Below are 24,521 nucleotides of genomic sequence, written 5' to 3' on the forward strand. Positions count from 1 at the left end.
AATGTTAACTAATAATTATTTAGCGAAATATGCAAAATCATTTAACTGGGCTGGTTTTTTTTTACCAAAAAAAACTTATGAGAAATGTTCTGCGCTTTATGATTTTTGTAGAGAAGCAGATAATATTGCAGATGATCCAGGAAAATTAGAAGACAAAATAATTAAATTTGAAAACTTTAAGAAAGATTTTTTAAATAAAAACTTTCAAAATATTGTTATTAAAAATATTTGGGCACTTATAGATGAATTTAATATTTCAACAAAAGTAATTAACGATTTATTTGATGGGATTAATTCAGACTTAAAAGAAAAAGTAGAATTAAAATCAAAAAAAGAATTATTAATTTACTCTTATAGAGTAGCAGGTACAGTTGGTTTAATGATGGCAAAAATTTTAAAAGTTAATAAGACAAATTCCTTAAAATCAGCTATTGATCTTGGAATAGCAATGCAGCTTACCAATATTTCAAGAGACGTAATTGAAGATAAAAATAATAAAAGAATTTATATCAATGAAAATTTCAACGATATTAAATCTACCATTTCTTTATCTGAAAAATTTTATGAAAATTCTTTTTACTCTATTAAAGAAATACCTTTAAGTTTCAGATTCTCTATTTTAGTTGCAAGACGAGTCTACAGAAAAATTGGACACAAAATAATTAATAAAAATAATTTAGAAAATTATAAAAATTCTGGAAAAATTTATGTAACAAAAATTGAAAAAATTATTGAAACTTTTTTATCAATTTTTGATTTAATAATTTTAACATTTTCAAATAAAAATGATAATAACATTGAACATGATCATTCATTAATTAATGAAGAGATAAATTTAAATGAAAGATTTTGATTACATAATTATCGGTGGTGGTTGTGCAGGTTTGTCTTTGGCTTATGAACTTGAAACTTCTGATAAATTAAAAAATAAATCTTTGGCTATAATTGAGCCTAGGGATGAATATAAAAGAGATAAAACTTGGTCATTTTGGAAAGTATTTCCACATAATTTTGATGATTGTGTCAAAAAAAGTTGGGATAATTTTTCTATAAACATTCCTAATGATACAAAGTTTATTGATTGTAAGCTAACACCTTATCAATCTATAGATAGTGGCAAATTTTATGAAAAAATTCTTTCAAAACTTAAATTAAATGAAAATATAAAATTTTTTGAAAATATTAATGATATTGAATTGTCAAATTCAATAATTTTTAACAGCGTTCCAAATTTTGAAAATAAGCCAAAAAATTTGTGGCAACATTTTTTTGGTGTGGAAATAGAAACTGAAAAAGATTTTTTTGATGACCAAATATTTAACTTAATGGATTTTGCGTGCGATCAAAAAAATGAGGTTCATTTTTTTTACACTTTACCTTTTTCAAAAAAAAGTGCACTTGTGGAAACTACCTGGATATCAAATTTAAGTAATGAAAATATTAAAGATTATGATAACCAAATAGATCAATACTTAAAGAACCATTTAAATATCAGGAATTATAAAATCAATTTTAAAGAAGAAGGCTCTATACCTTTATTTAGAAGTAAAAATCTTAAAAAATTAAACGAAATATTTATTGGATCAGCCGGTGATATGACAAGATTAAGCACTGGTTATACCTTTTTAAATATTCAGGAACACAGCAAATATATAGCAGAAAACATTGAAAATATTTCTAAAGCTAAATTGTATAAAATTAAAAAAAAGTATGATTTGTTGGACAATATTTTTTTAAAAGTTTTAAGAAATAACTCTTCAGATATGGGGGAAATTTTCTTTAAAATGTTCAATAGTTCACCTGAGACTGCTATTAATTTCTTATCTAATAAAAGCAATTTTTTAGAAGATTTAGAAATAATTTTAAAAATGCCTAAATGGAAATTTTTAAAAGAATTATTTTAAATGACTAATCAATTAATTAAAAAAATTAACCTTAATCATTCATTTATATTTTTTTTGTTAATTAATATATTTTCTGTCGTGATGTTTAAATTTAATTATTTAGATATTTCATCATCAATATGCTTATTTTTAATTTTAACTATTGGAGTTTCACACGGTGCATTAGATAATATTAAAGGTAAAAAACTTCTTAAAATATTTAATTTTGAGAGAATATATATTTTCTATATCATTTATATTTTTATAGCAGTTTGTGTTATTATTATTTGGTCACTCTCACCTGCAACCACATTGTTAGTTTTTCTTATAATTGCAGCATTTCATTTTGGTAAAGAAGATACACAATTTTTAATAAACAAAAAATCGTACTTAGTTCAATTATTATACCTTTTAAAAGGATCACTTATAATTCTTGCCCCTCTTTTTTTTCATTTTGATGATACTGTAAAAATATTCAAATCATTACTTGTTGTTAATGAAAATTTTTATTTATTCTTAGAATTTTTAGAAGAAAAAAAGATAATCGAGATATCAATTATTTTGAGTTCATTATCAAGTATATTTTTATTTATTTATAAATTTGAATTAAAAAAATTCACAATTTTTTTTGATTATTTATCAATTATAATTTTAAATTACTACTTTGCTCCTTTAACAGCTTTTACAATTTATTTTTGTTTCTTACATTCTGTGAGACATTCAATTTCTCTAGCGATCGACCTTGATGAAAACAATCTCCAAAATGGGATAAAATTATTTATTTTAAAAGCTTTACCACTAACTCTTTTAACAATTTTTATTTCAATAATAGCATTATTTTTGTTGGATGACGTTAATTATACAGATGATACAATCTTAAAACTAATTTTTATTGGTTTGGCGTCTTTAACCTTTCCACATATATTGCTGGAATATTTATTAGAGAAAAATGAAAAACAAACAAATTAAAATTTTACTTTCTGCTCCAAGGGGCTTTTGTGCTGGCGTTGAGAGAGCTATAGAGATTGTAGAAAAATCTATTCAAAAATATGGATCGCCAGTTTATGTTAGACACGAAATCGTTCACAACAAGCATGTTGTTGATAATTTAAAAAGTAAAGGCGCTATCTTTGTTGAAGAATTAGAGGAAATTAATGACAAATCTAGACCTGTTATTTTTTCTGCGCACGGTGTTCCAAAAAAAATACCAGAAGATGCTGAAAATTACAAAATGACTTATGTAGATGCTACTTGTCCACTAGTTTCTAAAGTTCACAGAGAAGCGGAAAACTTAAATAAAGCCGGTTATCATATTGTTTTGATTGGGCATGAGAATCACCCAGAAGTAATAGGCACTATGGGCCAATTACCTAAAGGATCTATTGATTTGGTTCAAAATGAATCTGAAGCAATTGAATATAAAACCAATCATAAAGAAAAATTGGCTTATATAACTCAAACAACACTATCTGTTGATGACACTAAAGAAATAATAAAAATTTTGAAAGATAGATATGCAAACATTAAAGAGCCAGCAAAAGAGGATATTTGTTATGCAACAACTAATAGACAAATGGCAGTAAAAAATATTGCAAAAAAGTGTGATATGTTTTTTGTAATAGGTAGTAGAAACTCTTCGAATTCAGTTAGACTTGTTGAAGTAGCAAAAAAATCAGGTTGCCAAAATTCACAACTTTTTCACTCTGAAAGTGAAATTCCTTTTGATCAAATACAGAATTCAAATACAATTGGTATATCATCAGGAGCATCAGCACCCGAAATTCTCGTAGAAGATTTTATTAATGAATTAAAAAATAAATTTTCTATAAATGTTGAGGAAGCAGAAATTGTAAAAGAAAATGTAGTCTTTAAAGTTCCTAATAAATTAAATTAAATGGCTGTATATACAAAAATAAATCAAAGTGATATCGATATAATAAACAACAAGTTTAATATTGAAAAAATTTTAAGTTTTCAGGGAATTACTAAGGGAATTGAAAACACAAATTACATTTTAAAATCCAAAAATAAAAAATTTATTCTCACAATTTTTGAAAAGAGAGTTCTTCCAAAACAGATTCCTTTTTTTATGAAATTAATGGATCATTTAAATGATTCAAAAATTAATTGCCCTAGACCACTTAAAACTAAACACAAAAATTATTTAATTAAACTAAAAAGTAAAACAGCCTGCATTGTTACTTTTTTAAAGGGTAAAGATAAAAAGAAAGTAAACGAAAATGACTGTTATGCTATTGGAAAAGCAATAGCGAAAATGCATCTAGTTACTAAGAAGATAAAATTTACAAGAAAGAATTCAATGGGTGTAAAATATTTAAAACCTTTGCTCCAGAGTATTAAATTTAAATCAAATAAAAGATCAAATTTAAAAAAATTTTTATATAATAATTTTAACGATATTAAAAAAAATTGGCCAAAAAAACTTCCCTCAGGAATTATACATGGTGATTTATTCATAGATAATATTTTTTTTAATAAAAATAAACTTTCTGGAATTATTGATTTTTACTTTGCTGCTAATGATTACTACATATATGAAATTGCAATCTGTATTAATGCTTTATGTTTTGATAAAAAAAATAAAAAATTTGTAATTAATAAGAAGAAAGTTAATAAATTAATCAAGGGATACAACAGTGTTAAGAAAATTAAATTAAATGAAAAAAACAATTTAAATATCTTGTGTAGAGGTGCTGCTCTTAGATATCTGTTAACTAGACTATATGATTATACAAATACTCCAAAAACAGCATTAATCAAAATTAAGGATCCAAACGAATATTATCAAAAACTTATTACCCATAACAATTTAAATAGTTTTAAAGATTATTTGATTTAATGATTAAAATTTATACTGATGGCTCATGTTTAAAAAATCCAGGAAATGGTGGATGGGCAGCAATAATATGTACTGATAATGAAGTGAAAAAAATAAGTGGAAGTGAAAAAGATACAACAAATAATAGAATGGAATTAATGGCGACAATCAATGCATTAAAAGAAGTAAATTCTGAAGATTTGATAGAAATCTACACAGATTCTAAATATGTTAAAAATGGAATTACTGATTGGATCCACAATTGGATTAAAAATAATTGGAAAACATCTAATAAAGAAGATGTTAAAAATAAAGATTTATGGGTTCAATTGTATGATTTGAATAGTAATTCTAAGATTAAGTGGAACTGGGTTAAAGCTCATGCTGGAAATCCAATAAATGAAGAAGTTGATTTATTAGCTAAAAAAGCTGCAAGTCTAGATTAGTTTAAAGAAATTTTCTGCTGCTGAGATTTCACAAGATCCTGTATCTGCTTCTTCCTGAAGTTTAATAACCTTCATGTTATCAACAAACATTGTGTATCTATTAGATCTAATTCCTAAACCTCTGCCACTTTTATCAACATCCGCACCTATTTCTTTTGTGAAATTAAGAAATGGGTCACCCATCATAACAATTTTTTCACCTACATCATTTTGTTTACCCCAAGCATTCATCACAAAAGGATCATTTACTGAAATACAAATTATATGATCAATACCTTTTTCTTTATATTGATCATGCATTTTAATATATCCTGGCAAATGTTTAGCAGAACATACAGAGGTATATGCACCAGGTAGTCCAAATATTATAACTTTTTTGTCTTTAAAAAAATCTTCTATATTTTTTTTTACAGGCTCTCCATCTTGAAGAACAAAAATTTCTGAATTCGGAAGGTTATCGTTTTCTTTTATTTTCATTTGGATCTATCTTTAATATGTTCTTTTACTTTTTCAATATCATTTTCAAGAATATCATAATTTTCTTTCTCATTTAATATAAATTGAAGTTCATTTGGTAACTCAGCTTTAATATTTATAGCACTTTGAATTGCATCAGGAAACTTACATGGATGTGCTGTTGCTAGCACAATATTATTACCATTGAGATTGTGTTTATCAAAAGCTCCATAACCAATTGCAGTATGAGGGTCTAAAACAATATTAAATTCTTGATAAACAGACTTAATAATATCGAGTGTTTCAGTCTCGCTCATTCTTGCTGATAAGAAATCTTGATTAATTAAATTTAACTTTTCTTTATCAATTGAATATTTTCCTTCTTCTTTAATTTTCATCATATCTTTTGATGTTTGTTCTGAATTCTTATCATTCAAATCAAAAATAAGTCTCTCAAAGTTGCTTGCAATCTGTATATCCATGCTAGGAGAAATAGTTTCGGAAACAGTTTCAGCCTCGTAATTACCGTTTGAAATAGCTCTATGGAGAATGTCATTTTGATTTGTTGCAACAATTAATTTATTAATAGGTAAACCCATTTTTTTAGCTAAGTAACCAGCATAAACATCTCCAAAATTCCCTGTAGGAACAGAAAAATTTGTGGGTTTAGTGTGATCTTCAATCAAATAATAGCTGTAAAAATAATAAACACATTGAGCAATAATTCTTGCCCAGTTAATTGAATTTACACCTGACATATTAATATCTTGTGAAAATTTTGTGTCAGAAAACATTGATTTAACTAAGTTTTGGCAGTCATCAAAATTTCCTTTAATAGCGATATTAAATACATTTTCATGTTTTCCGGTGGTCATGATTTTTCGCTGAACAGAAGAAACTCGATTATCAGGATGTAGTACAAAAATATTTAAATTTTCTTTTCCTTTTATTGCATCTATAGCTGCCGCCCCTGTATCTCCAGATGTGGCAACTACAATATTAATTTTTTCTTTTTGCTTACTTAAATAAAATTCATAAAAATTTCCAAGAAGTTGCATGGCAACATCCTTAAAAGCTAGTGTTGGGCCATGAAATAACTCTAAGACTGATCGATCTCCTAATTTTATGAAATCAATTACATTTTCTCTCCTAAAAACAGAATAAGATTTATCAATTATTTTAGACAATTCATTTTTATCCATAAAATTTCCTATAAAAGGAAATATGATTTTTTTTGCTAAATCTGAATAATTAAGAGATTTTAGTTCTTGAATTTCTTCCTCACTATAGTTTGGAAGTGAGCTGGGAACGAACAATCCCCCGTCATCTGCGAGACCTTTGATAAAAACATCCTTAAATTCGTAAGTTTTAGTAGTATCTCTAGTGCTGACGTATCTCATTTAATAATTTTTTTTTCTAAAATATAGATATATTAAAAGGATTGAAATCGCCATCGAAAACCAAGTGATTGCGTACTTTTTGTGATTGTTTGAAATTTTAGCAGTGATTACTCTTGGTCTTGGGTTTTCATAATTACCATTTAAGTAAATAATATATTTTGAAAAGTTTTTTCCTGTAAATTTTAAAATATCTTCTCTATCTAATGTAAACCAATAATTTTTATCTACTTCATTCTTAGGTTTGAATGAGCTTGATTTTGATTGAAGCATTAAAGTACCAATAATATTTTTTTGATCAACAACGTTAATCTCTGGTTTGTTTTTTTGGTCAAAAGATATCCAGCCTCTATTAATTAAATAATCTTCATTTCCTATTTTAATTGGGTTAATAACTTCAAATCCAGGTTTACCAGTTTCGTTAAGATTATAGAGATAAATTTGTTTTTCAAAATCAATTTGTCCTGATGTTTTTATTCTTAAATAATTTTTTTTTTCTACATTTTGAAGTTCAACAGGATCAATCTTTAAAGAATTTTCAATTTGATTGATTAGATCTAATTTCCAACTCAATCTATACAATTGCCAAAAGCCTAATGACAACAAAACTAAAATTATAAAATAAACAAAAACTGAAAATAGAAGCTTGTTCTTCAAGGATTAAGTATTAACTTCCCCAGACGTAAATTGCTGCAAATAAGAATAACCAAACAACATCAACAAAGTGCCAGTACCAAGCAGCTGCTTCAAAACCAAAGTGGTGTTCTTTAGTAAAGTGACCTAATCTTCCTCTCCATAAACAAACAGCTAGAAAGATTGTTCCAACAATTACGTGGAAACCGTGAAAACCTGTTGCCATATAAAATACTGCACCATAAATATGTCCTGAATAATCAAATGTAGCATGATGATATTCGTAAGCCTGTAATAAAGTAAAAAAGAAGCCTAGCGCAACAGTTGCTGTTAATCCTTGAATAAATCCTTTTCTATCGTCTTCTAATAAAGAGTGGTGAGCCCAAGTTACTGTAGTACCAGATAATAATAAAACTAGTGTATTGATTAATGGAATGTCCCATGGATCAAAAGTTTCTATGTCTTGTGGAGGCCAAACATTTCCAACAAACTCATTTGGGAACAAACTTATATCAAAATATGCCCAAAACCATGCAACGAAAAACATAACTTCAGAAGCAATAAATAACGTCATTCCATATCTATGATGGATTTGAACAACTGGAGTATGGTGACCTTGATGTTCAGCTTCAATCACAACATCTCTGAACCACATATAAGCTGCATAAATTACAAGAGCTAATCCTAAATACATTCCCCAAGATACATCATTGTGCATATAAAAAATTGCTCCAATAGCTAGTACCAAGCATGCAAAAGATGTAAATATAGGCCAAGGACTTGGGTCTACTAAGTGATAATCATGTTTTTTTTCAGCTGACATATTTTTTTAATTATGATTGTTTATAATAATCTGTCGAGAAAAAAGTATACGACATAGTTACATCCTGTAAGTTTTTAACTGTTGGATCATTTACCAGTTCTGGGTCCAAATAAAAAGTCATAATATAAGTTGCCTTCTCACCTGCCTTAAGTTCCTGTTTTTCGAAGCAAAAACAGCCTAATTTACTATAATATTTACCAAAACTTGCAGGCGAGACATTGAAACTAGCAACTCCATAAGTTGTTTCGTCTCCATAGTTCTCAACCTCAAACTCAATTCTATTTACCTGACCAACCTTAACATCAATGACATTTGATTTAGCCTTAAAATCCCAAGTAAGATTATTTACATTCGTATCAAATCTTACACTTACAACTTTATCTAAAACTATTTTCGGAGCTTCTTTAGATACTTGGGTTGTTCCTCCAAAGCCAGTTACACGACAAAAAAGATCATATAAGGGCACTGCCGCAAAAGATAAACCTAACATTAAACAAAAAATACCTGCTAGAAGTAATGGAGTTAATGTTTTGCTCTTAATCATATCTGCCTATCAAATACGCCAACGTTATATAATGTAAAAACAAACAAAAAAACCATAAAAGCTAAAATTGCTAAAGCAGTAATAATATTTTTTTTCTTTGTTTTTTTATCGGGTGTTATCATAAAATTTTATCTATTAAGAAAAATACAAAAACTAAAAACAAATATAATATCGAGTATCCAAAAATTGTTTTTGCTTTTTTTGCATCAAACTTGTTCTTCTTAAATTTGTAAAGTTCAAAACATAAGTAATTATAATAAATTGTCAAAATTAATGATGGAATTAAAAATACTAGACCAACAAAATTAATTGCATATGGGAAAACAATAACTGGCAACATTATTAACGAATAAACAAATATATTTAATTTTGTGCTTTCAACACCATTAGTCAATGGAAGCATTGGAATATTTGCTTTTTTATAATCATCAGATTTATATAAACTTAGTGCCCAGAAATGTGATGGTGTCCAAAAAAATATAATTAGAAAGAAAGTTAATGGCTCAAGTGAAAGTGAATTAGTAGCTATAGTCCAACCAATTACAGGGGGTAATGCTCCTGCAGCACCTCCAATTACTATATTTTGAGGCGTTTTTCTTTTAAGCCAAACAGTATAAATCAACACATAAAACAAAATTGTAAATAACAATAAAGCTGCTGAAACTGTATTTGCAAAATAATCTAAAGCAACAACAGAAAATATTGATAAAGTGATACCAAAAATCAAAGCTTGGTTTTTATTAACCTTCCCAGTTGGTATAGGTCTTAAACAAGTCCTTGTCATTAATGCATCTAAATCAGACTCGTACCACATGTTTAAAGCTCCAGCGGCACCAGCTCCAATAGAAACTAAAATTATACCAATAATGGCATCTTTTGTTGGAATAATATTTGGCGCCATTAACAATCCAACTGCACAAGTAAAAATTACAAGAGACATTACTCTTGGCTTCATAAGTTTAAATAACTCAGAGAAATTGAAAACGTCTTCCTGACTTAAATTTCTATTTTTTAACTTAGACTTAATCATTTAATTTTAGACAAAAAATCTAAATACTTTTTAAGTAGTAGATTTTTCTGCACTCTCTTCATCTTCAAACTTCGGTAATTCATCAAAAGTATGAAAATTTGGAGGAGACGGTACTGTCCACTCTAAAGTTGTTGCCCCCTCACCCCAAGGGTTTTGAGCAGCAGCTTTTTTCTTATAAAATGCATAAATTAGATTTGCGAAAAATACTCCTAAACCAATTACAGAAATATATGATCCAATTGAAGATATATAATTCCAACCAGCAAATGCATCTGGATAATCTGCATATCTTCTAGGCATCCCCGCTAAACCTAAGAAGTGTTGAGGGAAGAAAATTAAATTTACACCAATAAATGTTAACCAGAAGTGTAATTGACCTAACCATTCTGAATATTCATAACCACTCATTTTTCCAAACCAGTAATAAAAGCCTGCAAAGATTGCGAACACCGCACCTAAAGATAATACATAGTGAAAGTGAGCTACTACATAGTAAGTATCATGCATTGCTGTATCTACACCTGCATTTGCAAGAACAACACCTGTAACTCCACCGACTGTAAATAAAAATATAAATCCTAAAGCCCAAACCATAGGTGTCTTAAATGATATTGAGCCACCCCACATAGTTGCTATCCAAGAAAATATTTTAATTCCCGTCGGAACGGCAATGATCATCGTCGCTGCTAAGAAATAAGCTTTAGTATCCGTGCTTAAACCAACTGTATACATGTGGTGAGCCCATACAACGAACCCAACTATTCCAATCGCTACCATTGCATATGCCATTCCTAAATATCCGAATACTGGTTTTTTAGAGAATGTTGAAACAATATGACTTATCATTCCAAAACCTGGTAAAATTAAAATGTAAACTTCAGGATGACCAAAGAACCAGAATAAGTGTTGAAACAATACTGGATCTCCACCTGTTTGAGCATCAAAGAATGCAGTTCCAAAATTTCTATCAGTTAATAACATCGTGATTGCACCTGCTAACACTGGAAGTGATAAAAGTAATAAGAACGCTGTAACTAAAATTGACCAAGCAAATAAAGGCATTTTATGCAATGTCATACCTGGAGTTCTCATATTTAAAATTGTAGTTATAAAGTTTACCGCTCCTAAAATTGAAGACGCTCCTGCTAAGTGTAAACTCAAAATTGCAAAGTCCATTGCTGGACCAGGCTGTCCCGCTGTAGATGATAAAGGAGGATAGATTGTCCATCCACCACCAACACCAGTTTGACCTGGAGGGCCATCCATAAATATAGACATGATTAATAAAATGAATGAAGTTGGTAACAACCAAAATGAAATGTTATTCATTCTTGGGAATGCCATATCCGGCGCACCAATCATAATTGGTACAAACCAATTTCCAAAACCACCAATCATTGCTGGCATCACCATAAAGAAGATCATGATTAAACCATGACCTGTTACTAAGACATTGTATAAATGATAGTTTCCACCTAAAATTCCATCACCTGGATGCATCAATTCCATTCTCATTAAAACTGAGAATGCAGTTCCGATCACACCTGCAACAATTGCAAATATAAGGTACATTGTACCGATATCTTTGTGATTAGTTGAATACGCCCAACGTTTCCAACCAGTTGGTGTATGATGATCGTCGTGTGATGCAGTTTGTGTATACATATTATTTACTCGCTAGTTTTTTAAATTGATCTTCTTCATTAATTTCTTTTGCAAATTTTATTTTAGCACCAGTAAGCCATTCTTGATATTCTTCTTCAGAAACTACTCTTACTGTAATTGGCATAAAAGCATGTTTAATTCCACAAAGCTCCGAGCACTGTCCGTAATAAGTTCCAACTTCTTCTGCCTTAAACCATGTTTCATTTATTCTTCCAGGAACTGCATCTCTTTTAACTCCAAAAGATGGTAAAGCCCAAGCATGTAAAACATCATTTGCAGTAATTAAAACTTTAACTACTTTGTTCACTGGAACAACTAATTCATTATCTACAGCTAATAATCTTGGCTGATTTTCTTTTAAATCTTTATCTTCAATCATATAAGAGTCGAAAATAATATTTTCGTCTGGATACTCGTATCCCCAGTACCATTGATAACCAATCGCCTTAACTGTTACATCTGCTTTTGGTATTGAGTCTTGTTTATATAAAATTTTAAATGATGGAACTGCCATCACGATTAAAATCAAACATGGAATTAAAGTCCATAAAACTTCTACAGCAACATTGTGAGTTCTTTTAGAAGGAACTGGATTTGCTGATGCTCTAAATCTGATACATGCATAGACCATCAAAAATAAAACGAAAACGCTTATCGCAATTATGATTGGTAGTAGCAATTTGTCATGAAAATTAACAATATCTCTCATAGACTCTGATGCCGCTTTTTGAAAACCTAATTGCCAATCTTTTGGCTGGTTAGCAAATGCAACTGCAGGAGTTAAAATTGAAAGAATTGTTATTAAAATTTTTTTCATTTTTTTAACCCTATATAGAACGTTTTCAAAAAAATTACACTTTAGTTTTCGCGACAAAATATCAATTTATGGCGTATTTTATGATCGATATAGCTGAAATTACAGCTGTTTCAGATCTCAATATATTCTCATTAATTTTCAATGGTTGAACTCCGCTAAATTTTAGAATCTTGGCCCTTTCCTCTTCAGAAAAATCTCCTTCTGGACCTATAATTACACATGTCGGTTTATCTGTAACCTTCTTTAAATCTATTTTAGTATTTTCAGAATTTAGATCAGTAAAAATTAAATCAACTTCATTGCTACTTAAAAAACTATCTAATGATTTTGAGTCCTCAATATCTGGAACATTAATTCTATTTGATTGTTCTGATGCTTCAATAATTACTTTCTCTAATCGTTCTTTATTAATTTTACGAACAATCGTTCTATCAAATATTATTGGAATAAACTTTGTAACACCTAACTCAGTTGCTTTTTGAATCATGAAGTTAAAGTAATTTGATTTAATTGGAGAAAATGCCAACCATAATTCTTTAGGATTTTCTTTTTGTCTCAATTGTTTTGTAATATTAAATTTAACAACACCTTTTGAGATATTTAAAATTTTTGCCTCCCATTCACCACTGCTGTTAAATAAAGAAAAAATTTCATTTTCTTTAACTCTCATTACTTTGTTTACGTAATGCGATTGAGATTTATCAAGTGTATCAGTTAAATTATTAGATAAACTTTTAGAAAAATATAATCTAATGTTACTCATATTATTAAATTAGTTTATGAAAAATATTAAAGCAATAATTTTTGACGCATACGGTACTTTATTCGATGTAAATTCAGCAGCAGAAAAATGTAAAGACAAAATTGGTGATAAGTGGGAAACTTTTGCAAATTATTGGAGAACCACACAATTAGAATACACATGGCTTAGAAGCCTAATGAAAAGACACAAAGATTTTTGGCAAATCACTGAAGACAGTTTGGATAAATCAATGAGTGTATTTAAAATAGATAATTCAATGAGAGATGAATTATTAGACCTCTATAAAATTCTCTCTCCTTTTGAAGAAGTTCCAAAAGTATTAAAATCTTTAAAAGAAAAAAATTTTAAACTAGCAATACTTTCCAATGGCACACCTTCTCTATTAAATGAATTAGTACGTAGTAATAATTTAAATAATGTATTTGACGATATTTTTTCAATTGAAGAAGTTGGTGTATTTAAGCCTGATTCTAAAGTTTATGATATGCCAATAAAAAAATATAAAATTGAAAAAAATGAAGTTGTTTTTTTAAGTGCAAATACTTGGGATGTATCTGGTGGAGGAAACTATGGATACAATTCTATTTGGGTAAACAGAACCAACAATATTTTTGATAAACTTGATTTCCAACCAAAATTAGAAATCAAAAACTTAATTGATTTGCTACCCAAAATAGATACTAAATAATACTAAGCTTTATCTCCATAGTCAGTCATATGTTTTGGAATTCTTTTATTTTTTCCATACATGAAATGATTTTCCATGTTTTCTCTATACTTACTTGCTGGTACTTTTAATCCAACAGACTCACATACTTCTCTAATTAACATTGGATTAGCACCACAACAGACACCAAGATAATGTACACCTAAAATATTTGCCCATTTTGCAAATTGACCAATTTCATATCTATTACAATAATGAGGATCTAGTGCTGTTGGAAAAGTTCTTCCATGTGGTGATGGACAAGAACAATCGTCTCTATCTGGTAAATTAAAAAAAGTTGGATATTTTTCATTAGTTCTATATGGGATTGGTAATGCTCCAACATGACATTTCACAGCTTTTCTAATCTCCTTTAGAAAAGGCATCATTGTTGCCGGTCCTCTAAAACAATTCAATCCTACTACATCGGCTCCTCTTTGTTCTAACTCTTTACATGTATCAACAACAGATTTTCCATCTCTCATAATATTTTCACCCATTGGGGAAATAGTTAACACAGTTGGTAAGTTAGCTTTTTTCATTACCTCAAGGGCTTTGAATGCCTCTTCAGCATAATAAAAAGTTTCACCAATTAACATGTCGGCACCTTCATCAACTGCCCAACCAATCATTTCTGTGAACATAGCTTCAACTTCTTTTTGAGCTTGCTTGTCATCTTCTTTCCAAATATTGGAGTTAGATATATTTCCGGCCATTAAATTTGGCTGTGATCCCTCTGGTGTATCTAAGGCAACTTTTTTTGCTATTTTAAGAGCTGATCTATTTAAAGGTTCAAGTAATTCTTCTTTACCAATTACTCTCATTTTTTCTCTATGACCATTATAGGTAAATGCTTCTACAATATCAGATCCTGCATGTTGAAATTCTCTATGTAAATTTTCTAAAACTTCAGGATGATCTAGAGAGACCATTGGTACAAATTCTCCTGAAGCCATATAACCTCTTCTTTCTATTTCAAATAAAAAACCCTCAGCACAAATTACTGGTCCTTTATCTAATCTTTCATTTAATTTATTTGACATTTTTTTTCTCCAAAATTAATTGGAGAAAAGAGCTTAAACCAACTAAGAGGGTTAGAATAAAAACTCTCTTCTCCTTTTTAGTGCTTTAGCAAAATGCTGGGTGCACAATACGGTTCAAATACCCGGTTCAATTTTGAGGAGCTCAAAAAAAAACCACCAGCAGAAGCGGTGGTTGAGACGTCGCTTTAGCTGGATTTGTAAAGCGCCCGCAATTTAACTTAAATCAGCGCTTGACCAATATCACCATACAATTGATAAAAAGTCAAAAGAATTTGACTTATCTAATTCTACTTTCTTCAAAGTTTTTGTTGAGTTTTAACGATATTGTTTTGGTATTTTTTTTATTCCAATCAGAAAAAGACTTTAAAATTGGAATAACTGAAAGCCCAAATTCTGTTAGAGAATACTCAACTTTTGGGGGTACTACTTGATGAACTTCTCTATTTATGATTCCATCAATCTCTAATTCCTTCAGTTGTTTTGATAACATTTGTTGTGTGATTGTTTTTAACTCTTTTTTAAGTTTATTAAATCTTACTATTTTATTGTTAAATAAGTAAAATAAAATTCTGATTTTCCATTTTCCACCAAGAAAATAAATTGCTCTTTCCGCTGGGCATTCAATATTGTTTTTCATTATACTCATCTAAACATCTAATTATATTTTTCAAGGTATGATTATACATACTAGTATGAAAATATTGCGTTCTTGCAGAATTTAACCAGATCATTATTTAGATTAAAAATTAACAAAGGAGATTTATGAGCAAAGGAATAAAAGCAGGAGATCAACCTATTTCTATTGATGTTGAAAAAGGAAAAAATTATTTATGGTGTTCTTGTGGACAAAGTAAGAGCCAACCTTTTTGTGATATGTCACATAGAGGAACAGAATTTAAACCAGTTAAATTTGTAGCCGAAGAAAATAAAACTATTTATTTCTGTCATTGTAAACAAACTAACAATCAGCCATTTTGTGATGGTTCACACAACAAATAGATCATGACTAATATTTTAGATTTGGTTGGGAGAATATTTATCTCTTTAGTGTTTTTGTTAAGTGGAATTAATAAAATTGGAAATTATGAAGGAACCATTGGTTGGATGGAATCTTTGGGAATGCCGGGTATTTTTTTAATTCCAGCAATAATTCTTGAGATAGGTGCTCCAATATTAATAATGATTGGATATAAAGTAAAGATTTCTGCTGCTCTCTTAAGTTTATTTTGCATAGCAACTGCAATTATTTTTCACACAGATTTTAGTAATCAAATGCAATTTGTATCATTTATGAAAAATATAGCATTAGCTGGTGGATTTTTATTTTTGCTGATAAATGAGACAAAAGAGTTTAGTTTAGAAAGGAAATTAGCAAAATAAATGTCAAAAATTGAAGTAAGTAAAATTATAGATCCTATTCCAGCATCGGATGGTGCAGGAGTAAAGTTAAAAAGAAGTATTGGTGTTGAGCCAAATTACTTTGATCCTTTCTTAATGCTAGACGAATTCGGATCTGAAAATAGTGAAGATTATATTGCAGGCTTTCCACCCCACCCACATAGAGGAATTGAAACTGTTACTTATATGTTGGCAGGAGATTTTGAACACAAAGATAGCACTGGTGGGGAAGGAAGAATGACTGCAGGTGATGTTCAGTGGATGAAAACAGGAAGTGGAATTATTCATTCAGAAATGCCAGCTATGAAAGAAGGAAGACTTCATGGCTTTCAACTATGGATTAACATGCCTGCTAAACTAAAAATGAGTAAGCCTGAATACATTTACATTGATGCAGATAAAATGAGTGTTCACAAAGATGATGAGAAACAAGTAAAAGTTATTGCTGGTAAATTTAAAAATGCTGAAGGACCTGTAAAAGGTCATAATGTAGAGCCAGTTTACTTTGATATAGAATTAAAAAAAGATAAAGAGTTTAACTTTAACATCCCATCAACTCATAATACATTTATTTACCTAATTGATGGTGAAATCGAAATTGGTAGTGAAAAACATGATAATGTTAAGGATAGTACTTTAATATTACTAACAAAAGGTGAAGAGCTTAAAGTAAAAGCAAAAACAGATGCTAAATTTCTTGTGATATCTGGAAAGCCAATAAATGAGGAAATTGCAAGAGGTGGGCCTTTTGTAATGAACACTAAAGCAGAAATCTTGCAAGCTGTACAAGATTATCATAATGGTACATTTGTAAAATAAATTATGAATTCAGTAATAATATCAAAAGTAGGTGGGCCAGAAGTTTTAGAATACAAAGAACTTAAACTTGAAGAACCAAGAGCTGATGAAGTAACTATTAAAAACCACGCTATTGGTTTGAATTATATTGATACTTATCACCGATCAGGACTTTACCCGTTAACTCTTCCCTCCCCAATTGGTTTAGAGGGAGCTGGAGAAATAACTAAAGTTGGCTCAGATGTAAAAGATTTTAAAGTTGGAGATAAAGTTGCATACTGTGCAGCTCCTCTTGGTGCTTACTCAACTCATAGAAACTATCCAACTAAAAACCTGGTAAAAGTTCCTGACAGTGTTGATTTAGAAACTGCAGCAACTTTAATGACAAAAGGAATAACTACTTTTTATCTTTTACACAAAACCTATACCGTAAAATCTGGAGAAGATATTTTATTCCATGCAGCAGCTGGCGGTGTTGGTCAAATTTTTGGACAATGGGCTAAAAGTCTAGGATGCAATGTTATTGGTACTGTTGGTTCAGATGAAAAAATAGAAAACGCAAAACAAAATGGTTACGACTATGTAATCAATTACAATAAAGATAATTTTGCTGAGAAAGTAAAAGAGATCACAGATGGTAAAGGATTATCAGTCGTTTATGACGGTGTTGGAAAAAATACTTTTGATGGTTCAATTGAATGTTTAAAATTAAGAGGAATGTTAGTTTCTTTTGGAAATGCATCGGGTCCTTTAGATCCAGTTAATGTTGCAAAATCAATTCAACCAAAGGGACTTTATTTAACTAGACCTAGTATTATGCAGTACACAACTACAAGAGAAGAGTTAGATGAGGCTGCCAATAAAGTATTCGAAATGGCTTCAAGTGGAAAAGTAAAAGTAAAAATCTCAAAAAAATATCCTCTAAAAGATATTGCACAAGCACATAAAGATTTAGAGTCTAGAGTTCTTACTGGTCCAGCAGTTATACTTCCCTAGTTTACATCTACATCCATATCAGACATATGGAGTTTAAGGGCATTTGTTGAAATTTGAATTTCTCTTATAAAAAAAATAATTGATATAATCATGGATAAACAACATGAACCGAAAATTACTCTAGCTGCAAAAACCTCGTCTAAGTAAAGTGCAAAAACAGTAAGCATATTAAATAGGAATCCAAATGAAGCAAATAATATTGTCCACCTAAGTAGAGTTATCCTGCCACTTAAATTAATAAACTGCTTTTTCCATTCTGGTGGAATATGTTTTTCATAAACATGCTCGTCATGAAGCTGACGAATTAAAATACTCAGAGAATGAAATCTATTGCTATAAACACTCATGAGTAAAGGTATTGCGGGAAACATTAATGCTGTGACTGTGTAATCTATATTCATACGAATCAAATTGATTATGAAACTAGCCTTTGTTATTTACAAGTAAATTATGAACCAACTAAAATTATTTATTGAATTAACCAGACTAAAAAAACCAATTGGTTTTATGTTATTATTTTGGCCATGCATTTGGGGACTAACTTTGGTTTATGATTTTAATTCTTCTTTGAACAATTATATTTTTTTTGGATTACTTTTTTTAGCTGGTTCAATTTTAATGCGTTCAGCAGGTTGTATCGTTAATGATATTGTTGATAAAAATTTTGATAAAAAAGTTGAACGTACAAAAAATAGACCCATAGCTTCAGGTAAAGTTTCTGTTAAACTTGCTTTAATTTATTCAATTGTATTATGTGTATTAGCATTTTTAGTCTTAATTAATTTTAACAAATTTACTATTTACATGGCTCTCCTATCAATGCCATTAGCATTTACTTATCCATTAATGAAAAGAATTACTTACTGGCCTCAATTATTTTTAGGAATTACTTTTAATTATGGCTTAGTTTTAGCCTGGATATCAATTTCAAATGAAGTTTCTTTGGTTGCTCTTGCCTTTTATTTTGGAGCCATATTTTGGACACTCGGTTACGACACAATCTATGGATTTCAAGATATTAAAGATGACGAAATAATAGGAGTAAAATCAACTTCAATAAAATTTAAAAATGATCCAAAAAAGTTTTTATTACTTTGTTATTTGGTGTTTATCATTTCGTTAATTTTTGTCGGAATAAATATGAATTTTAAATTATTTTATTTTATTTTTTTAATTATACCAGCAGCACAACTTTTTATATTTCAAATTAAAAAATTAAATATCCTGGATACAAGTGATTGTCTAAAAAAGTTTAAAAGTAATAATTTGTTAGGATTGATTGTGCTAATAAATATTTTTATTGGAAAAATAATTTAATATATAAATGAATAATTCAGATATTTTTAAAAGGCTTTATAATCAATACACAAGCAGATTTATAATAAAAATAATTTTAGCTGCTTTCTTGTCAGTGTTAGTTGCGATTAGTACTTCGGCAACAGCTTGGTTATTAGATCCTGCTATAGAAAAAATATTTATAAATAAAGATCAAACCTTAATAATATTAATTCCATTTGCAATTATTTTGGCTTTTACAACTAAAGGTATATCACTTTATTTTGCAAAACTGATTATGATAAATGTTGGTGAAGAGGTAAAAAAAATTATCCAAATTGATATGCTTAACTCCTTCATCAAAGCAGATACAGAAACTATAGAAAATAAACATTCAGGAAATTATATTTCAAATTTAAATTTTGATGTTCAGCAAATAACAAGAATGTTATCAGAAGCATTCCTAAGTTTATTTAAAGATGGCCTTACATTATTAGGCTTGTTGGTAGTAATGTTTTATCAAAATTGGAAATTGTCATTAATAGCAATGATTATGATACCTTTGGCATCCTTAACAGCAAAAGTTCTTGGCAAAAGAATGAGTAAAGTTTCAACTCAAGCACAAGAAAAATCAGGAAATTTAAATAGATATTTAATTGATTTATTTAAAAATCATAAAATAATAAAAATTTTTCAAAGAGAAGATTTTGAAAAATCTAGATCTGAAGTATTTGTAAATAATCTTAAAGAAAAATCAGCAAAAATTGCTGCAGTGTATATTAGATCTACTCCTGTGATGGAGGTTCTAACTGGAATAATGATTGCAATATTAATTTTTTACTCTGGAAAACTTATAATAAATGAAGAGTTGGGGATTAATAATTTTTTTTCATTTTTAGCTGCAATGATGTTAGCTTATCAGCCAGTTAAAACTCTCACAAAAGTAAATGTTGCAATTGGTCAAGGGTTATCAGCAGCAAAAAGAATTTTGCCAATAATAGACATGAAAGTTGAAATTAATTCTAATAATAACAGCAAAAACTTAAATTTTAAGAGTGGCAATATTTCATTTAATAATATTAATTTTTCTTACAAATCGAATTTCGAAAATAAAGTTTTGAAGAATATATCTGCTGAATTTTCAGGAGGCAAAATGACGGCTTTAGTTGGTCACAGTGGATCGGGAAAATCAACTTTGCTAAATATGATACCTAGAATTTATTCTCCAAATGAAGGCAATATAGAGATAGATGAACAAGATATTTCAAAAATAAACTTAAATTCTTTAAGAAAAGAAATTTCAATTGTTGATCAAAATGTAACTCTTTTTGATGACACTGTTTTGAATAACATCAAGTATGCTAATCCAGATGCTAGTTTGGAAGAAATTTATGAAGCAGCAGAAAATGCTATGTGTAAAGATTTCATTGAAAGTTTAGATAATAAATATGAAACCAGAATTGGAGAAAATGGAGTAAAATTATCAGGAGGAGAAAAACAGAGGTTATCTATAGCTAGAGCATTTTTGAAAAAAAGTAAAATAATTTTACTTGATGAAGCAACATCATCTCTAGACTCCGAAACAGAGGAAAAAATTCAATCTGCGCTTAATAAACTTATATTGAATAAAACTACTATCGTAATAGCTCACAGATTATCAACCATTCACAACTCTGATAAGATATATGTTGTTGATCAAGGTAAAATAATAGACTCTGGCAATCATAAGGATCTTTTGACTAGTTCAGGTGTTTATAAAAATTTGTATGAAAGACAAATAAAACAGAATTAATGTTTTTTATATACAGTATATTAACAAATATTTTATTTTTACTATCACCGCTAATTATTGTTTTTAGAATTTTTCAAGAAAAAGAAGACATTAACAGATTTAAAGAAAAATATTGTATTTATTCAAAAAAAAATTTTCAAAAAACAATATGGTTTCATGCAGTCAGTGTTGGTGAATTAATGAGTATAATTCCAATTGTAAACAGACTAGAAAAAAATAAAAAAATAAAAAAAATAATTATAACCTCATCTACAATCAGCTCAGCAAAAATTTTTAAAAGACAAAAATTTAAAAAAACAATTCACAAATATTTTCCATTAGATACTAACTTTTTAACAAAAAAATTTATCAATTTTTGGAAACCTCAAATAGCAATATTTGTAGATTCAGAGATTTGGCCAAATATGATTAAAAATTTGAAGAGAAATCAAATTCCAATAATTTTATTAAACGCAAGGTTTACAAAGTCTAGTTTTAGAAAATGGTTATTTGTAAAAAATTTTGCAAAAGAAATATTTGGTAAAATCTCAATTGCTCTTCCCCAAAACACAGAAACAAAAAAATATCTTAAGATTCTTGGTATTAAAAAGATTTTTCCTGCAGGTAATATAAAATACTATGGTGAAAAAAGCCTCCTCAGTAGAAAAAATTTAGAATTATTTAGAAAGTTTAAAAAATTTAAAGTTTTATGTGCTGGTAGCACTCATGATACTGAAGAAATATTAATATCTAAATTGCACATCGAATTAAAAAAATATTTACCTAATTTACTTACAGTTATTATTCCACGACACATTGATCGATCAGAAAATATAATTAATGCTTTAGATAAATTTAAACTTAGTGTTGTGAAGCACTCAACAATTCAAAAAATACCCAAAAAAACAGATATTTATTTAGTAGATACTTTTGGTGAAACTAAGAATTTTTATAATCTTTCTAATGTTGCCTTCTTAGGAGGATCAATAGTAAGACATGGAGGGCAAAATCCATTAGAGGCCGTTAGATTAGGTAATTACATTATTAATGGACCTAATATTGGTAATTTTACGGAAATATACGACTATTTAAAAATAAATAAAATATCATATACAACCTCAAAGATTTTAAAAATGAGAGATATAGTTTTATTAAAAATTAATAAAAAACTGCCATTCAGTAAAAGAAAAAAAATTTTTGATAATGGAAATAAAATTTTAGATAACAACTTACGTATTATTGAAAAATATATTCAATGATTTTCATGAAACCAAATTTTTGGCAAACAAAAAATTTTATCTCACTTTTCCTATATCCTTTAACATTAATTACTTTCAGCATTAATTTTTTAAAAAAATTAAATATAAAAAGAAATTTTAAAATAAAAACAATTTGTATAGGAAATTTAAGTGCAGGTGGTACAGGAAAAACATCTTTGGCAGTAGAGTTAAATGAATTACTTAAAGATAAATTTAAAACTGTATTTATTAAAAAGAGATACATAAATCAAAAGGATGAATATAATTTATTAAAAAAAAGAGGTAAAATTATATCCTCAAATTCTAGAATAGATGCACTGAAAGCTGCAGAAAAAAACTTTGATTTAGCTATCTTAGATGATGGCTTACAACAAAAAAATATTAAATATGATTTAAAAATCGTATGTATTAATTCTTATGAAGGTTTTGGAAATAATTTTCTTTTACCAGCAGGTCCTTTAAGAGAAAATTCAAGCGAATTAAAAAATTATGATATTGTTTTTCTCAATGGTTTTAAGAAAAATCAAAAAATAAAAAAAAAAATAAAAAAAATAAATAAGAATTTAAAAATTTTTGATTCAATATATGAACCTACTAATTTCAAAGAATATAATATAAAAAATAAATTTTTATTTTTTTGTGGTATAGGAAATCCACATGAATTCGAAAATACACTGAAAAAATTCAAATTTAAAATAAAAGAAAAATTTATTTTTCCAGACCACTATAGTATATCAGATGAAATAATAGATAATATAAAGGATAAAGCTAATAAAAATAAGTTAAAGATAATTACTACTGAAAAAGATTTTTTAAGATTAGCTAAAAAGCAGCAAAAAGATATTAATTATTTAAAAGTTAAACTAAAAATTCAAAATATAAATAAGTTAAAAAAATTTCTTAAATCTAAAATATGAAAAAAATTAAACATATTATTCAATTCATTATTATAAAGATCTTTTTCATCATATTTGAAATAATTGGATACAGAGCATCTTCAAAATTAGGATTTCTGATAGGTAAGTATCTTGGGCCGATTTTTAGATCGAAAGAATTAATCGTAAATAATCTTGAAAAAGCCAATATTGACAAAAAAAATAACTTTAAAAAAATAGCTTCAAATGTGCTTGGAAATTATGGAAGAATTTTTTCAGAATATGTACATTTAAAAAATTTTAAAAATGACAGCTTAGAAAAATACATTTCTATAGAGGGGCTGGATTATTTAAAAAATATAAAAAAAAATGGTGAAAAAGTTGTTTTTGTTTCAGGTCATTTTAGCAACTTCGAATTAATGGCAATGCAAATTGAAAAAGCTGGAGTTGATTGCGCTGCAATTTATCGACCGCTGAACAATCCTTATTTAAACACAATTATGGAAACAATTAGAATTAGAGATATTTGTAAAAATCAAATTAAAAAAGGTAGAGCTGGTACAAGAGAAATTATACGTTTTTTGTCAAAAGGTACCTCAATTGCTCTAATGATTGATCAAAGAGTAAGAGAAGGAGAAAAGATAAATTTTTTTGGAAATCCTGCAACGACGACGACAATTCCAGCACAATTAATAAAAAAATATGGTTGTAATGTTGTACCAATTTATATTGAAAGAAAAAAATCACATCATTTCAAAATGTATGTTTCAAAACCTATCAAGATAAATAGATCAAGAAGCATTTATGAAATCACAAAACATTTAAATGATATTCTTGAAAAAATGATATTGAAGAATATTGATCAGTGGATTTGGACTCACGATCGTTGGAAAGTTTAATTAATTATTTTCTTTTTCCCGTTGTAATGAAGCTTCTATATATGAGTAATATGCCTCCTGTTTGTCCACATTCCAATAAGTTAAATTTTCTAACATAATTTTTTTCCTCGAGATGGCACATATTACATGATCTCCTGCTTCCAATACATTGAAGTTATTAGGCAGATATTTTAATTTAGCTAATTTATTTTTCATTTCTAAGATA

Annotated in this window: 30 protein-coding genes and 1 riboswitch; of the genes, 16 read left to right on the forward strand and 14 right to left on the reverse strand. The window is 28.2% G+C overall.

Annotation, left to right across the window (positions count from 1 at the left end):
* Position 1 precedes the first annotated feature (1 nt).
* From ACQY31_RS03650 to rnhA, 6 genes are read left to right on the forward strand one after another with little or no spacing between them, the layout of a single operon-like run.
* Complete coding sequence (locus ACQY31_RS03650; RefSeq protein ID WP_428080960.1) at positions 2 to 853, forward strand: phytoene/squalene synthase family protein; 852 nt, start codon at positions 2 to 4, stop codon at positions 851 to 853.
* Positions 840 to 1,904 carry a lycopene cyclase family protein gene (locus ACQY31_RS03655; RefSeq protein WP_428080962.1) on the forward strand — a complete coding sequence of 355 codons (1,065 nt, stop codon included), beginning with the start codon at positions 840 to 842 and terminating at the stop codon, positions 1,902 to 1,904. Before ACQY31_RS03650 ends, ACQY31_RS03655 begins: the two co-directional genes overlap by 14 nt.
* Positions 1,905 to 2,852 (forward strand): Brp/Blh family beta-carotene 15,15'-dioxygenase, encoded by a 948-nt coding sequence (locus ACQY31_RS03660; protein ID WP_428080964.1) that lies wholly within the window; start codon positions 1,905 to 1,907, stop codon positions 2,850 to 2,852. It begins immediately after the preceding gene.
* On the forward strand, positions 2,833 to 3,777 hold the full coding sequence (gene ispH / locus ACQY31_RS03665) for a 4-hydroxy-3-methylbut-2-enyl diphosphate reductase (protein ID WP_428080966.1): 945 nt from the start codon (positions 2,833 to 2,835) through the stop codon (positions 3,775 to 3,777). The genes ACQY31_RS03660 and ispH overlap by 20 nt, the downstream gene beginning before the upstream one ends.
* Positions 3,778 to 4,743, forward strand: coding sequence for a homoserine kinase (locus tag ACQY31_RS03670; RefSeq protein WP_428080968.1), 966 nt, complete (start codon positions 3,778 to 3,780; stop codon positions 4,741 to 4,743).
* Positions 4,743 to 5,168: a ribonuclease HI gene (gene rnhA / locus ACQY31_RS03675; protein WP_428080970.1), complete on the forward strand. Its 426-nt coding sequence runs from the start codon at positions 4,743 to 4,745 to the stop codon at positions 5,166 to 5,168. Before ACQY31_RS03670 ends, rnhA begins: the two co-directional genes overlap by 1 nt.
* On the opposite strand, the gene ACQY31_RS03680 is transcribed toward rnhA, so the two are convergent.
* From ACQY31_RS03680 to ACQY31_RS03725, 10 genes are all read right to left on the reverse strand, one after another.
* Positions 5,160 to 5,645 carry a peroxiredoxin gene (locus ACQY31_RS03680; protein ID WP_428080971.1) on the reverse strand — a complete coding sequence of 162 codons (486 nt, stop codon included), beginning with the start codon at positions 5,643 to 5,645 and terminating at the stop codon, positions 5,160 to 5,162. The genes rnhA and ACQY31_RS03680 overlap by 9 nt on opposite strands.
* Entirely contained in the window at positions 5,642 to 7,024 is a 1,383-nt protein-coding gene (gene thrC / locus ACQY31_RS03685) for a threonine synthase (RefSeq protein WP_428080973.1), read from the reverse strand. The genes ACQY31_RS03680 and thrC overlap by 4 nt, the downstream gene beginning before the upstream one ends.
* A complete protein-coding gene (locus ACQY31_RS03690; protein WP_428080975.1) occupies positions 7,025 to 7,678 on the reverse strand; it encodes an SURF1 family protein in 654 nt (217 codons plus the stop codon).
* A gap of 10 nt (positions 7,679 to 7,688) precedes the next feature.
* Positions 7,689 to 8,477, reverse strand: a complete 789-nt coding sequence (locus ACQY31_RS03695; RefSeq protein WP_075506420.1) for a cytochrome c oxidase subunit 3 — start codon at positions 8,475 to 8,477, stop codon at positions 7,689 to 7,691.
* Between the two features lie 10 nt (positions 8,478 to 8,487).
* A complete protein-coding gene (locus tag ACQY31_RS03700; RefSeq protein WP_256998103.1) occupies positions 8,488 to 9,021 on the reverse strand; it encodes a cytochrome c oxidase assembly protein in 534 nt (177 codons plus the stop codon).
* Complete coding sequence (locus ACQY31_RS03705) at positions 9,018 to 9,143, reverse strand: serine protease (protein WP_075506421.1); 126 nt, start codon at positions 9,141 to 9,143, stop codon at positions 9,018 to 9,020. Before ACQY31_RS03705 ends, ACQY31_RS03700 begins: the two co-directional genes overlap by 4 nt.
* Positions 9,140 to 10,051, reverse strand: a complete 912-nt coding sequence (gene cyoE / locus ACQY31_RS03710; protein ID WP_428080978.1) for a heme o synthase — start codon at positions 10,049 to 10,051, stop codon at positions 9,140 to 9,142. Before cyoE ends, ACQY31_RS03705 begins: the two co-directional genes overlap by 4 nt.
* A 30-nt stretch (positions 10,052 to 10,081) precedes the next feature.
* On the reverse strand, positions 10,082 to 11,716 hold the full coding sequence (ctaD, locus tag ACQY31_RS03715) for a cytochrome c oxidase subunit I (protein WP_428080980.1): 1,635 nt from the start codon (positions 11,714 to 11,716) through the stop codon (positions 10,082 to 10,084).
* Between the two features lies 1 nt (position 11,717).
* The gene (gene coxB, locus ACQY31_RS03720) at positions 11,718 to 12,533 is read right to left on the reverse strand and encodes a cytochrome c oxidase subunit II (RefSeq protein ID WP_428080982.1); all 816 of its coding nucleotides are present in this window, start codon (positions 12,531 to 12,533) and stop codon (positions 11,718 to 11,720) included.
* A 61-nt stretch (positions 12,534 to 12,594) separates the two neighbouring features.
* Positions 12,595 to 13,296 (reverse strand): RsmE family RNA methyltransferase, encoded by a 702-nt coding sequence (locus tag ACQY31_RS03725; RefSeq protein WP_428080984.1) that lies wholly within the window; start codon positions 13,294 to 13,296, stop codon positions 12,595 to 12,597.
* A gap of 16 nt (positions 13,297 to 13,312) precedes the next feature.
* On the opposite strand from ACQY31_RS03725, the gene ACQY31_RS03730 reads away from it, so the two are divergent.
* Complete coding sequence (locus ACQY31_RS03730) at positions 13,313 to 13,984, forward strand: haloacid dehalogenase type II (protein ID WP_428080986.1); 672 nt, start codon at positions 13,313 to 13,315, stop codon at positions 13,982 to 13,984.
* A gap of 2 nt (positions 13,985 to 13,986) precedes the next feature.
* Here the strand turns inward: ACQY31_RS03730 and ACQY31_RS03735 are convergent, their stop codons facing one another.
* Together ACQY31_RS03735 and ACQY31_RS03740 are read right to left on the reverse strand one after the other, a co-directional pair.
* Positions 13,987 to 15,045, reverse strand: coding sequence for a homocysteine S-methyltransferase family protein (locus ACQY31_RS03735; protein WP_428080988.1), 1,059 nt, complete (start codon positions 15,043 to 15,045; stop codon positions 13,987 to 13,989).
* Between the two features lie 67 nt (positions 15,046 to 15,112).
* Positions 15,113 to 15,178: riboswitch (SAM riboswitch) on the reverse strand.
* 144 nt (positions 15,179 to 15,322) lie between these two features.
* Entirely contained in the window at positions 15,323 to 15,682 is a 360-nt protein-coding gene (locus tag ACQY31_RS03740; RefSeq protein WP_428080990.1) for a winged helix-turn-helix transcriptional regulator, read from the reverse strand.
* Between the two features lie 125 nt (positions 15,683 to 15,807).
* Between ACQY31_RS03740 and ACQY31_RS03745 the strand changes: the two genes are divergently transcribed.
* Genes ACQY31_RS03745 through ACQY31_RS03760 form a run of 4 tightly spaced genes read left to right on the forward strand, consistent with a single transcriptional unit; the run spans position 15,808 to position 18,237 of the window.
* Positions 15,808 to 16,044 carry a CDGSH iron-sulfur domain-containing protein gene (locus tag ACQY31_RS03745; RefSeq protein WP_262589802.1) on the forward strand — a complete coding sequence of 79 codons (237 nt, stop codon included), beginning with the start codon at positions 15,808 to 15,810 and terminating at the stop codon, positions 16,042 to 16,044.
* Positions 16,045 to 16,047: 3 nt separating this feature from the next.
* Positions 16,048 to 16,425 carry a DoxX family protein gene (locus tag ACQY31_RS03750; RefSeq protein WP_428080992.1) on the forward strand — a complete coding sequence of 126 codons (378 nt, stop codon included), beginning with the start codon at positions 16,048 to 16,050 and terminating at the stop codon, positions 16,423 to 16,425.
* Complete coding sequence (locus ACQY31_RS03755; RefSeq protein WP_428080994.1) at positions 16,426 to 17,262, forward strand: pirin family protein; 837 nt, start codon at positions 16,426 to 16,428, stop codon at positions 17,260 to 17,262.
* 3 nt (positions 17,263 to 17,265) lie between these two features.
* Positions 17,266 to 18,237, forward strand: a complete 972-nt coding sequence (locus tag ACQY31_RS03760) for a quinone oxidoreductase family protein (protein ID WP_428080996.1) — start codon at positions 17,266 to 17,268, stop codon at positions 18,235 to 18,237.
* Here ACQY31_RS03760 and ACQY31_RS03765 read toward each other — a convergent pair.
* The gene (locus ACQY31_RS03765; protein WP_428080998.1) at positions 18,234 to 18,584 is read right to left on the reverse strand and encodes a DUF2721 domain-containing protein; all 351 of its coding nucleotides are present in this window, start codon (positions 18,582 to 18,584) and stop codon (positions 18,234 to 18,236) included. The two genes, ACQY31_RS03760 and ACQY31_RS03765, sit on opposite strands and share 4 nt — an antisense overlap.
* 103 nt (positions 18,585 to 18,687) lie before the next feature.
* Between ACQY31_RS03765 and ubiA the strand changes: the two genes are divergently transcribed.
* The 5 genes from ubiA to ACQY31_RS03790 are packed head-to-tail and all read left to right on the forward strand — an operon-like array spanning position 18,688 to position 24,316.
* Positions 18,688 to 19,554 (forward strand): 4-hydroxybenzoate octaprenyltransferase, encoded by an 867-nt coding sequence (gene ubiA, locus ACQY31_RS03770; RefSeq protein ID WP_428081000.1) that lies wholly within the window; start codon positions 18,688 to 18,690, stop codon positions 19,552 to 19,554.
* A gap of 7 nt (positions 19,555 to 19,561) precedes the next feature.
* Positions 19,562 to 21,304: an ABC transporter ATP-binding protein gene (locus ACQY31_RS03775; RefSeq protein ID WP_428081002.1), complete on the forward strand. Its 1,743-nt coding sequence runs from the start codon at positions 19,562 to 19,564 to the stop codon at positions 21,302 to 21,304.
* A complete protein-coding gene (locus tag ACQY31_RS03780) occupies positions 21,304 to 22,542 on the forward strand; it encodes a 3-deoxy-D-manno-octulosonic acid transferase (protein ID WP_428081004.1) in 1,239 nt (412 codons plus the stop codon). Before ACQY31_RS03775 ends, ACQY31_RS03780 begins: the two co-directional genes overlap by 1 nt.
* Positions 22,543 to 22,547: 5 nt before the next feature.
* Entirely contained in the window at positions 22,548 to 23,459 is a 912-nt protein-coding gene (gene lpxK, locus ACQY31_RS03785) for a tetraacyldisaccharide 4'-kinase (protein ID WP_428081006.1), read from the forward strand.
* A complete protein-coding gene (locus ACQY31_RS03790) occupies positions 23,456 to 24,316 on the forward strand; it encodes a lysophospholipid acyltransferase family protein (RefSeq protein ID WP_428081008.1) in 861 nt (286 codons plus the stop codon). Before lpxK ends, ACQY31_RS03790 begins: the two co-directional genes overlap by 4 nt.
* On the opposite strand, the gene ACQY31_RS03795 is transcribed toward ACQY31_RS03790, so the two are convergent.
* Entirely contained in the window at positions 24,317 to 24,511 is a 195-nt protein-coding gene (locus tag ACQY31_RS03795) for a DUF2093 domain-containing protein (protein ID WP_428081010.1), read from the reverse strand.
* Between the last annotated feature and the right edge of the window lie 10 nt (positions 24,512 to 24,521).

The sequence above is a fragment of the Candidatus Pelagibacter sp. genome (assembly GCF_965262185.1).
Lineage (GTDB): Bacteria > Pseudomonadota > Alphaproteobacteria > Pelagibacterales > Pelagibacteraceae > Pelagibacter.

What these genes read in the sequence shown, in the direction of transcription:
- ACQY31_RS03650 (WP_428080960.1), top strand. Translation starts at nt 2, where the DNA reads ATGTTAACTAATAATTATTTAGCGAAATATGCAAAATCATTTAACTGG.
- ACQY31_RS03655 (WP_428080962.1), top strand. Translation starts at nt 840, where the DNA reads ATGAAAGATTTTGATTACATAATTATCGGTGGTGGTTGTGCAGGTTTG.
- ACQY31_RS03660 (WP_428080964.1), top strand. Translation starts at nt 1,905, where the DNA reads ATGACTAATCAATTAATTAAAAAAATTAACCTTAATCATTCATTTATA.
- ispH (WP_428080966.1), top strand. Translation starts at nt 2,833, where the DNA reads ATGAAAAACAAACAAATTAAAATTTTACTTTCTGCTCCAAGGGGCTTT.
- ACQY31_RS03670 (WP_428080968.1), top strand. Translation starts at nt 3,778, where the DNA reads ATGGCTGTATATACAAAAATAAATCAAAGTGATATCGATATAATAAAC.
- rnhA (WP_428080970.1), top strand. Translation starts at nt 4,743, where the DNA reads ATGATTAAAATTTATACTGATGGCTCATGTTTAAAAAATCCAGGAAAT.
- ACQY31_RS03680 (WP_428080971.1), bottom strand. Translation starts at nt 5,645, where the DNA reads ATGAAAATAAAAGAAAACGATAACCTTCCGAATTCAGAAATTTTTGTT.
- thrC (WP_428080973.1), bottom strand. Translation starts at nt 7,024, where the DNA reads ATGAGATACGTCAGCACTAGAGATACTACTAAAACTTACGAATTTAAG.
- ACQY31_RS03695 (WP_075506420.1), bottom strand. Translation starts at nt 8,477, where the DNA reads ATGTCAGCTGAAAAAAAACATGATTATCACTTAGTAGACCCAAGTCCT.
- ACQY31_RS03700 (WP_256998103.1), bottom strand. Translation starts at nt 9,021, where the DNA reads ATGATTAAGAGCAAAACATTAACTCCATTACTTCTAGCAGGTATTTTT.
- ACQY31_RS03705 (WP_075506421.1), bottom strand. Translation starts at nt 9,143, where the DNA reads ATGATAACACCCGATAAAAAAACAAAGAAAAAAAATATTATTACTGCT.
- cyoE (WP_428080978.1), bottom strand. Translation starts at nt 10,051, where the DNA reads ATGATTAAGTCTAAGTTAAAAAATAGAAATTTAAGTCAGGAAGACGTT.
- ctaD (WP_428080980.1), bottom strand. Translation starts at nt 11,716, where the DNA reads ATGTATACACAAACTGCATCACACGACGATCATCATACACCAACTGGT.
- coxB (WP_428080982.1), bottom strand. Translation starts at nt 12,533, where the DNA reads ATGAAAAAAATTTTAATAACAATTCTTTCAATTTTAACTCCTGCAGTT.
- ACQY31_RS03725 (WP_428080984.1), bottom strand. Translation starts at nt 13,296, where the DNA reads ATGAGTAACATTAGATTATATTTTTCTAAAAGTTTATCTAATAATTTA.
- ACQY31_RS03730 (WP_428080986.1), top strand. Translation starts at nt 13,313, where the DNA reads ATGAAAAATATTAAAGCAATAATTTTTGACGCATACGGTACTTTATTC.
- ACQY31_RS03735 (WP_428080988.1), bottom strand. Translation starts at nt 15,045, where the DNA reads ATGTCAAATAAATTAAATGAAAGATTAGATAAAGGACCAGTAATTTGT.
- ACQY31_RS03740 (WP_428080990.1), bottom strand. Translation starts at nt 15,682, where the DNA reads ATGAAAAACAATATTGAATGCCCAGCGGAAAGAGCAATTTATTTTCTT.
- ACQY31_RS03745 (WP_262589802.1), top strand. Translation starts at nt 15,808, where the DNA reads ATGAGCAAAGGAATAAAAGCAGGAGATCAACCTATTTCTATTGATGTT.
- ACQY31_RS03750 (WP_428080992.1), top strand. Translation starts at nt 16,048, where the DNA reads ATGACTAATATTTTAGATTTGGTTGGGAGAATATTTATCTCTTTAGTG.
- ACQY31_RS03755 (WP_428080994.1), top strand. Translation starts at nt 16,426, where the DNA reads ATGTCAAAAATTGAAGTAAGTAAAATTATAGATCCTATTCCAGCATCG.
- ACQY31_RS03760 (WP_428080996.1), top strand. Translation starts at nt 17,266, where the DNA reads ATGAATTCAGTAATAATATCAAAAGTAGGTGGGCCAGAAGTTTTAGAA.
- ACQY31_RS03765 (WP_428080998.1), bottom strand. Translation starts at nt 18,584, where the DNA reads ATGAGTGTTTATAGCAATAGATTTCATTCTCTGAGTATTTTAATTCGT.
- ubiA (WP_428081000.1), top strand. Translation starts at nt 18,688, where the DNA reads ATGAACCAACTAAAATTATTTATTGAATTAACCAGACTAAAAAAACCA.
- ACQY31_RS03775 (WP_428081002.1), top strand. Translation starts at nt 19,562, where the DNA reads ATGAATAATTCAGATATTTTTAAAAGGCTTTATAATCAATACACAAGC.
- ACQY31_RS03780 (WP_428081004.1), top strand. Translation starts at nt 21,304, where the DNA reads ATGTTTTTTATATACAGTATATTAACAAATATTTTATTTTTACTATCA.
- lpxK (WP_428081006.1), top strand. Translation starts at nt 22,548, where the DNA reads ATGAAACCAAATTTTTGGCAAACAAAAAATTTTATCTCACTTTTCCTA.
- ACQY31_RS03790 (WP_428081008.1), top strand. Translation starts at nt 23,456, where the DNA reads ATGAAAAAAATTAAACATATTATTCAATTCATTATTATAAAGATCTTT.
- ACQY31_RS03795 (WP_428081010.1), bottom strand. Translation starts at nt 24,511, where the DNA reads ATGAAAAATAAATTAGCTAAATTAAAATATCTGCCTAATAACTTCAAT.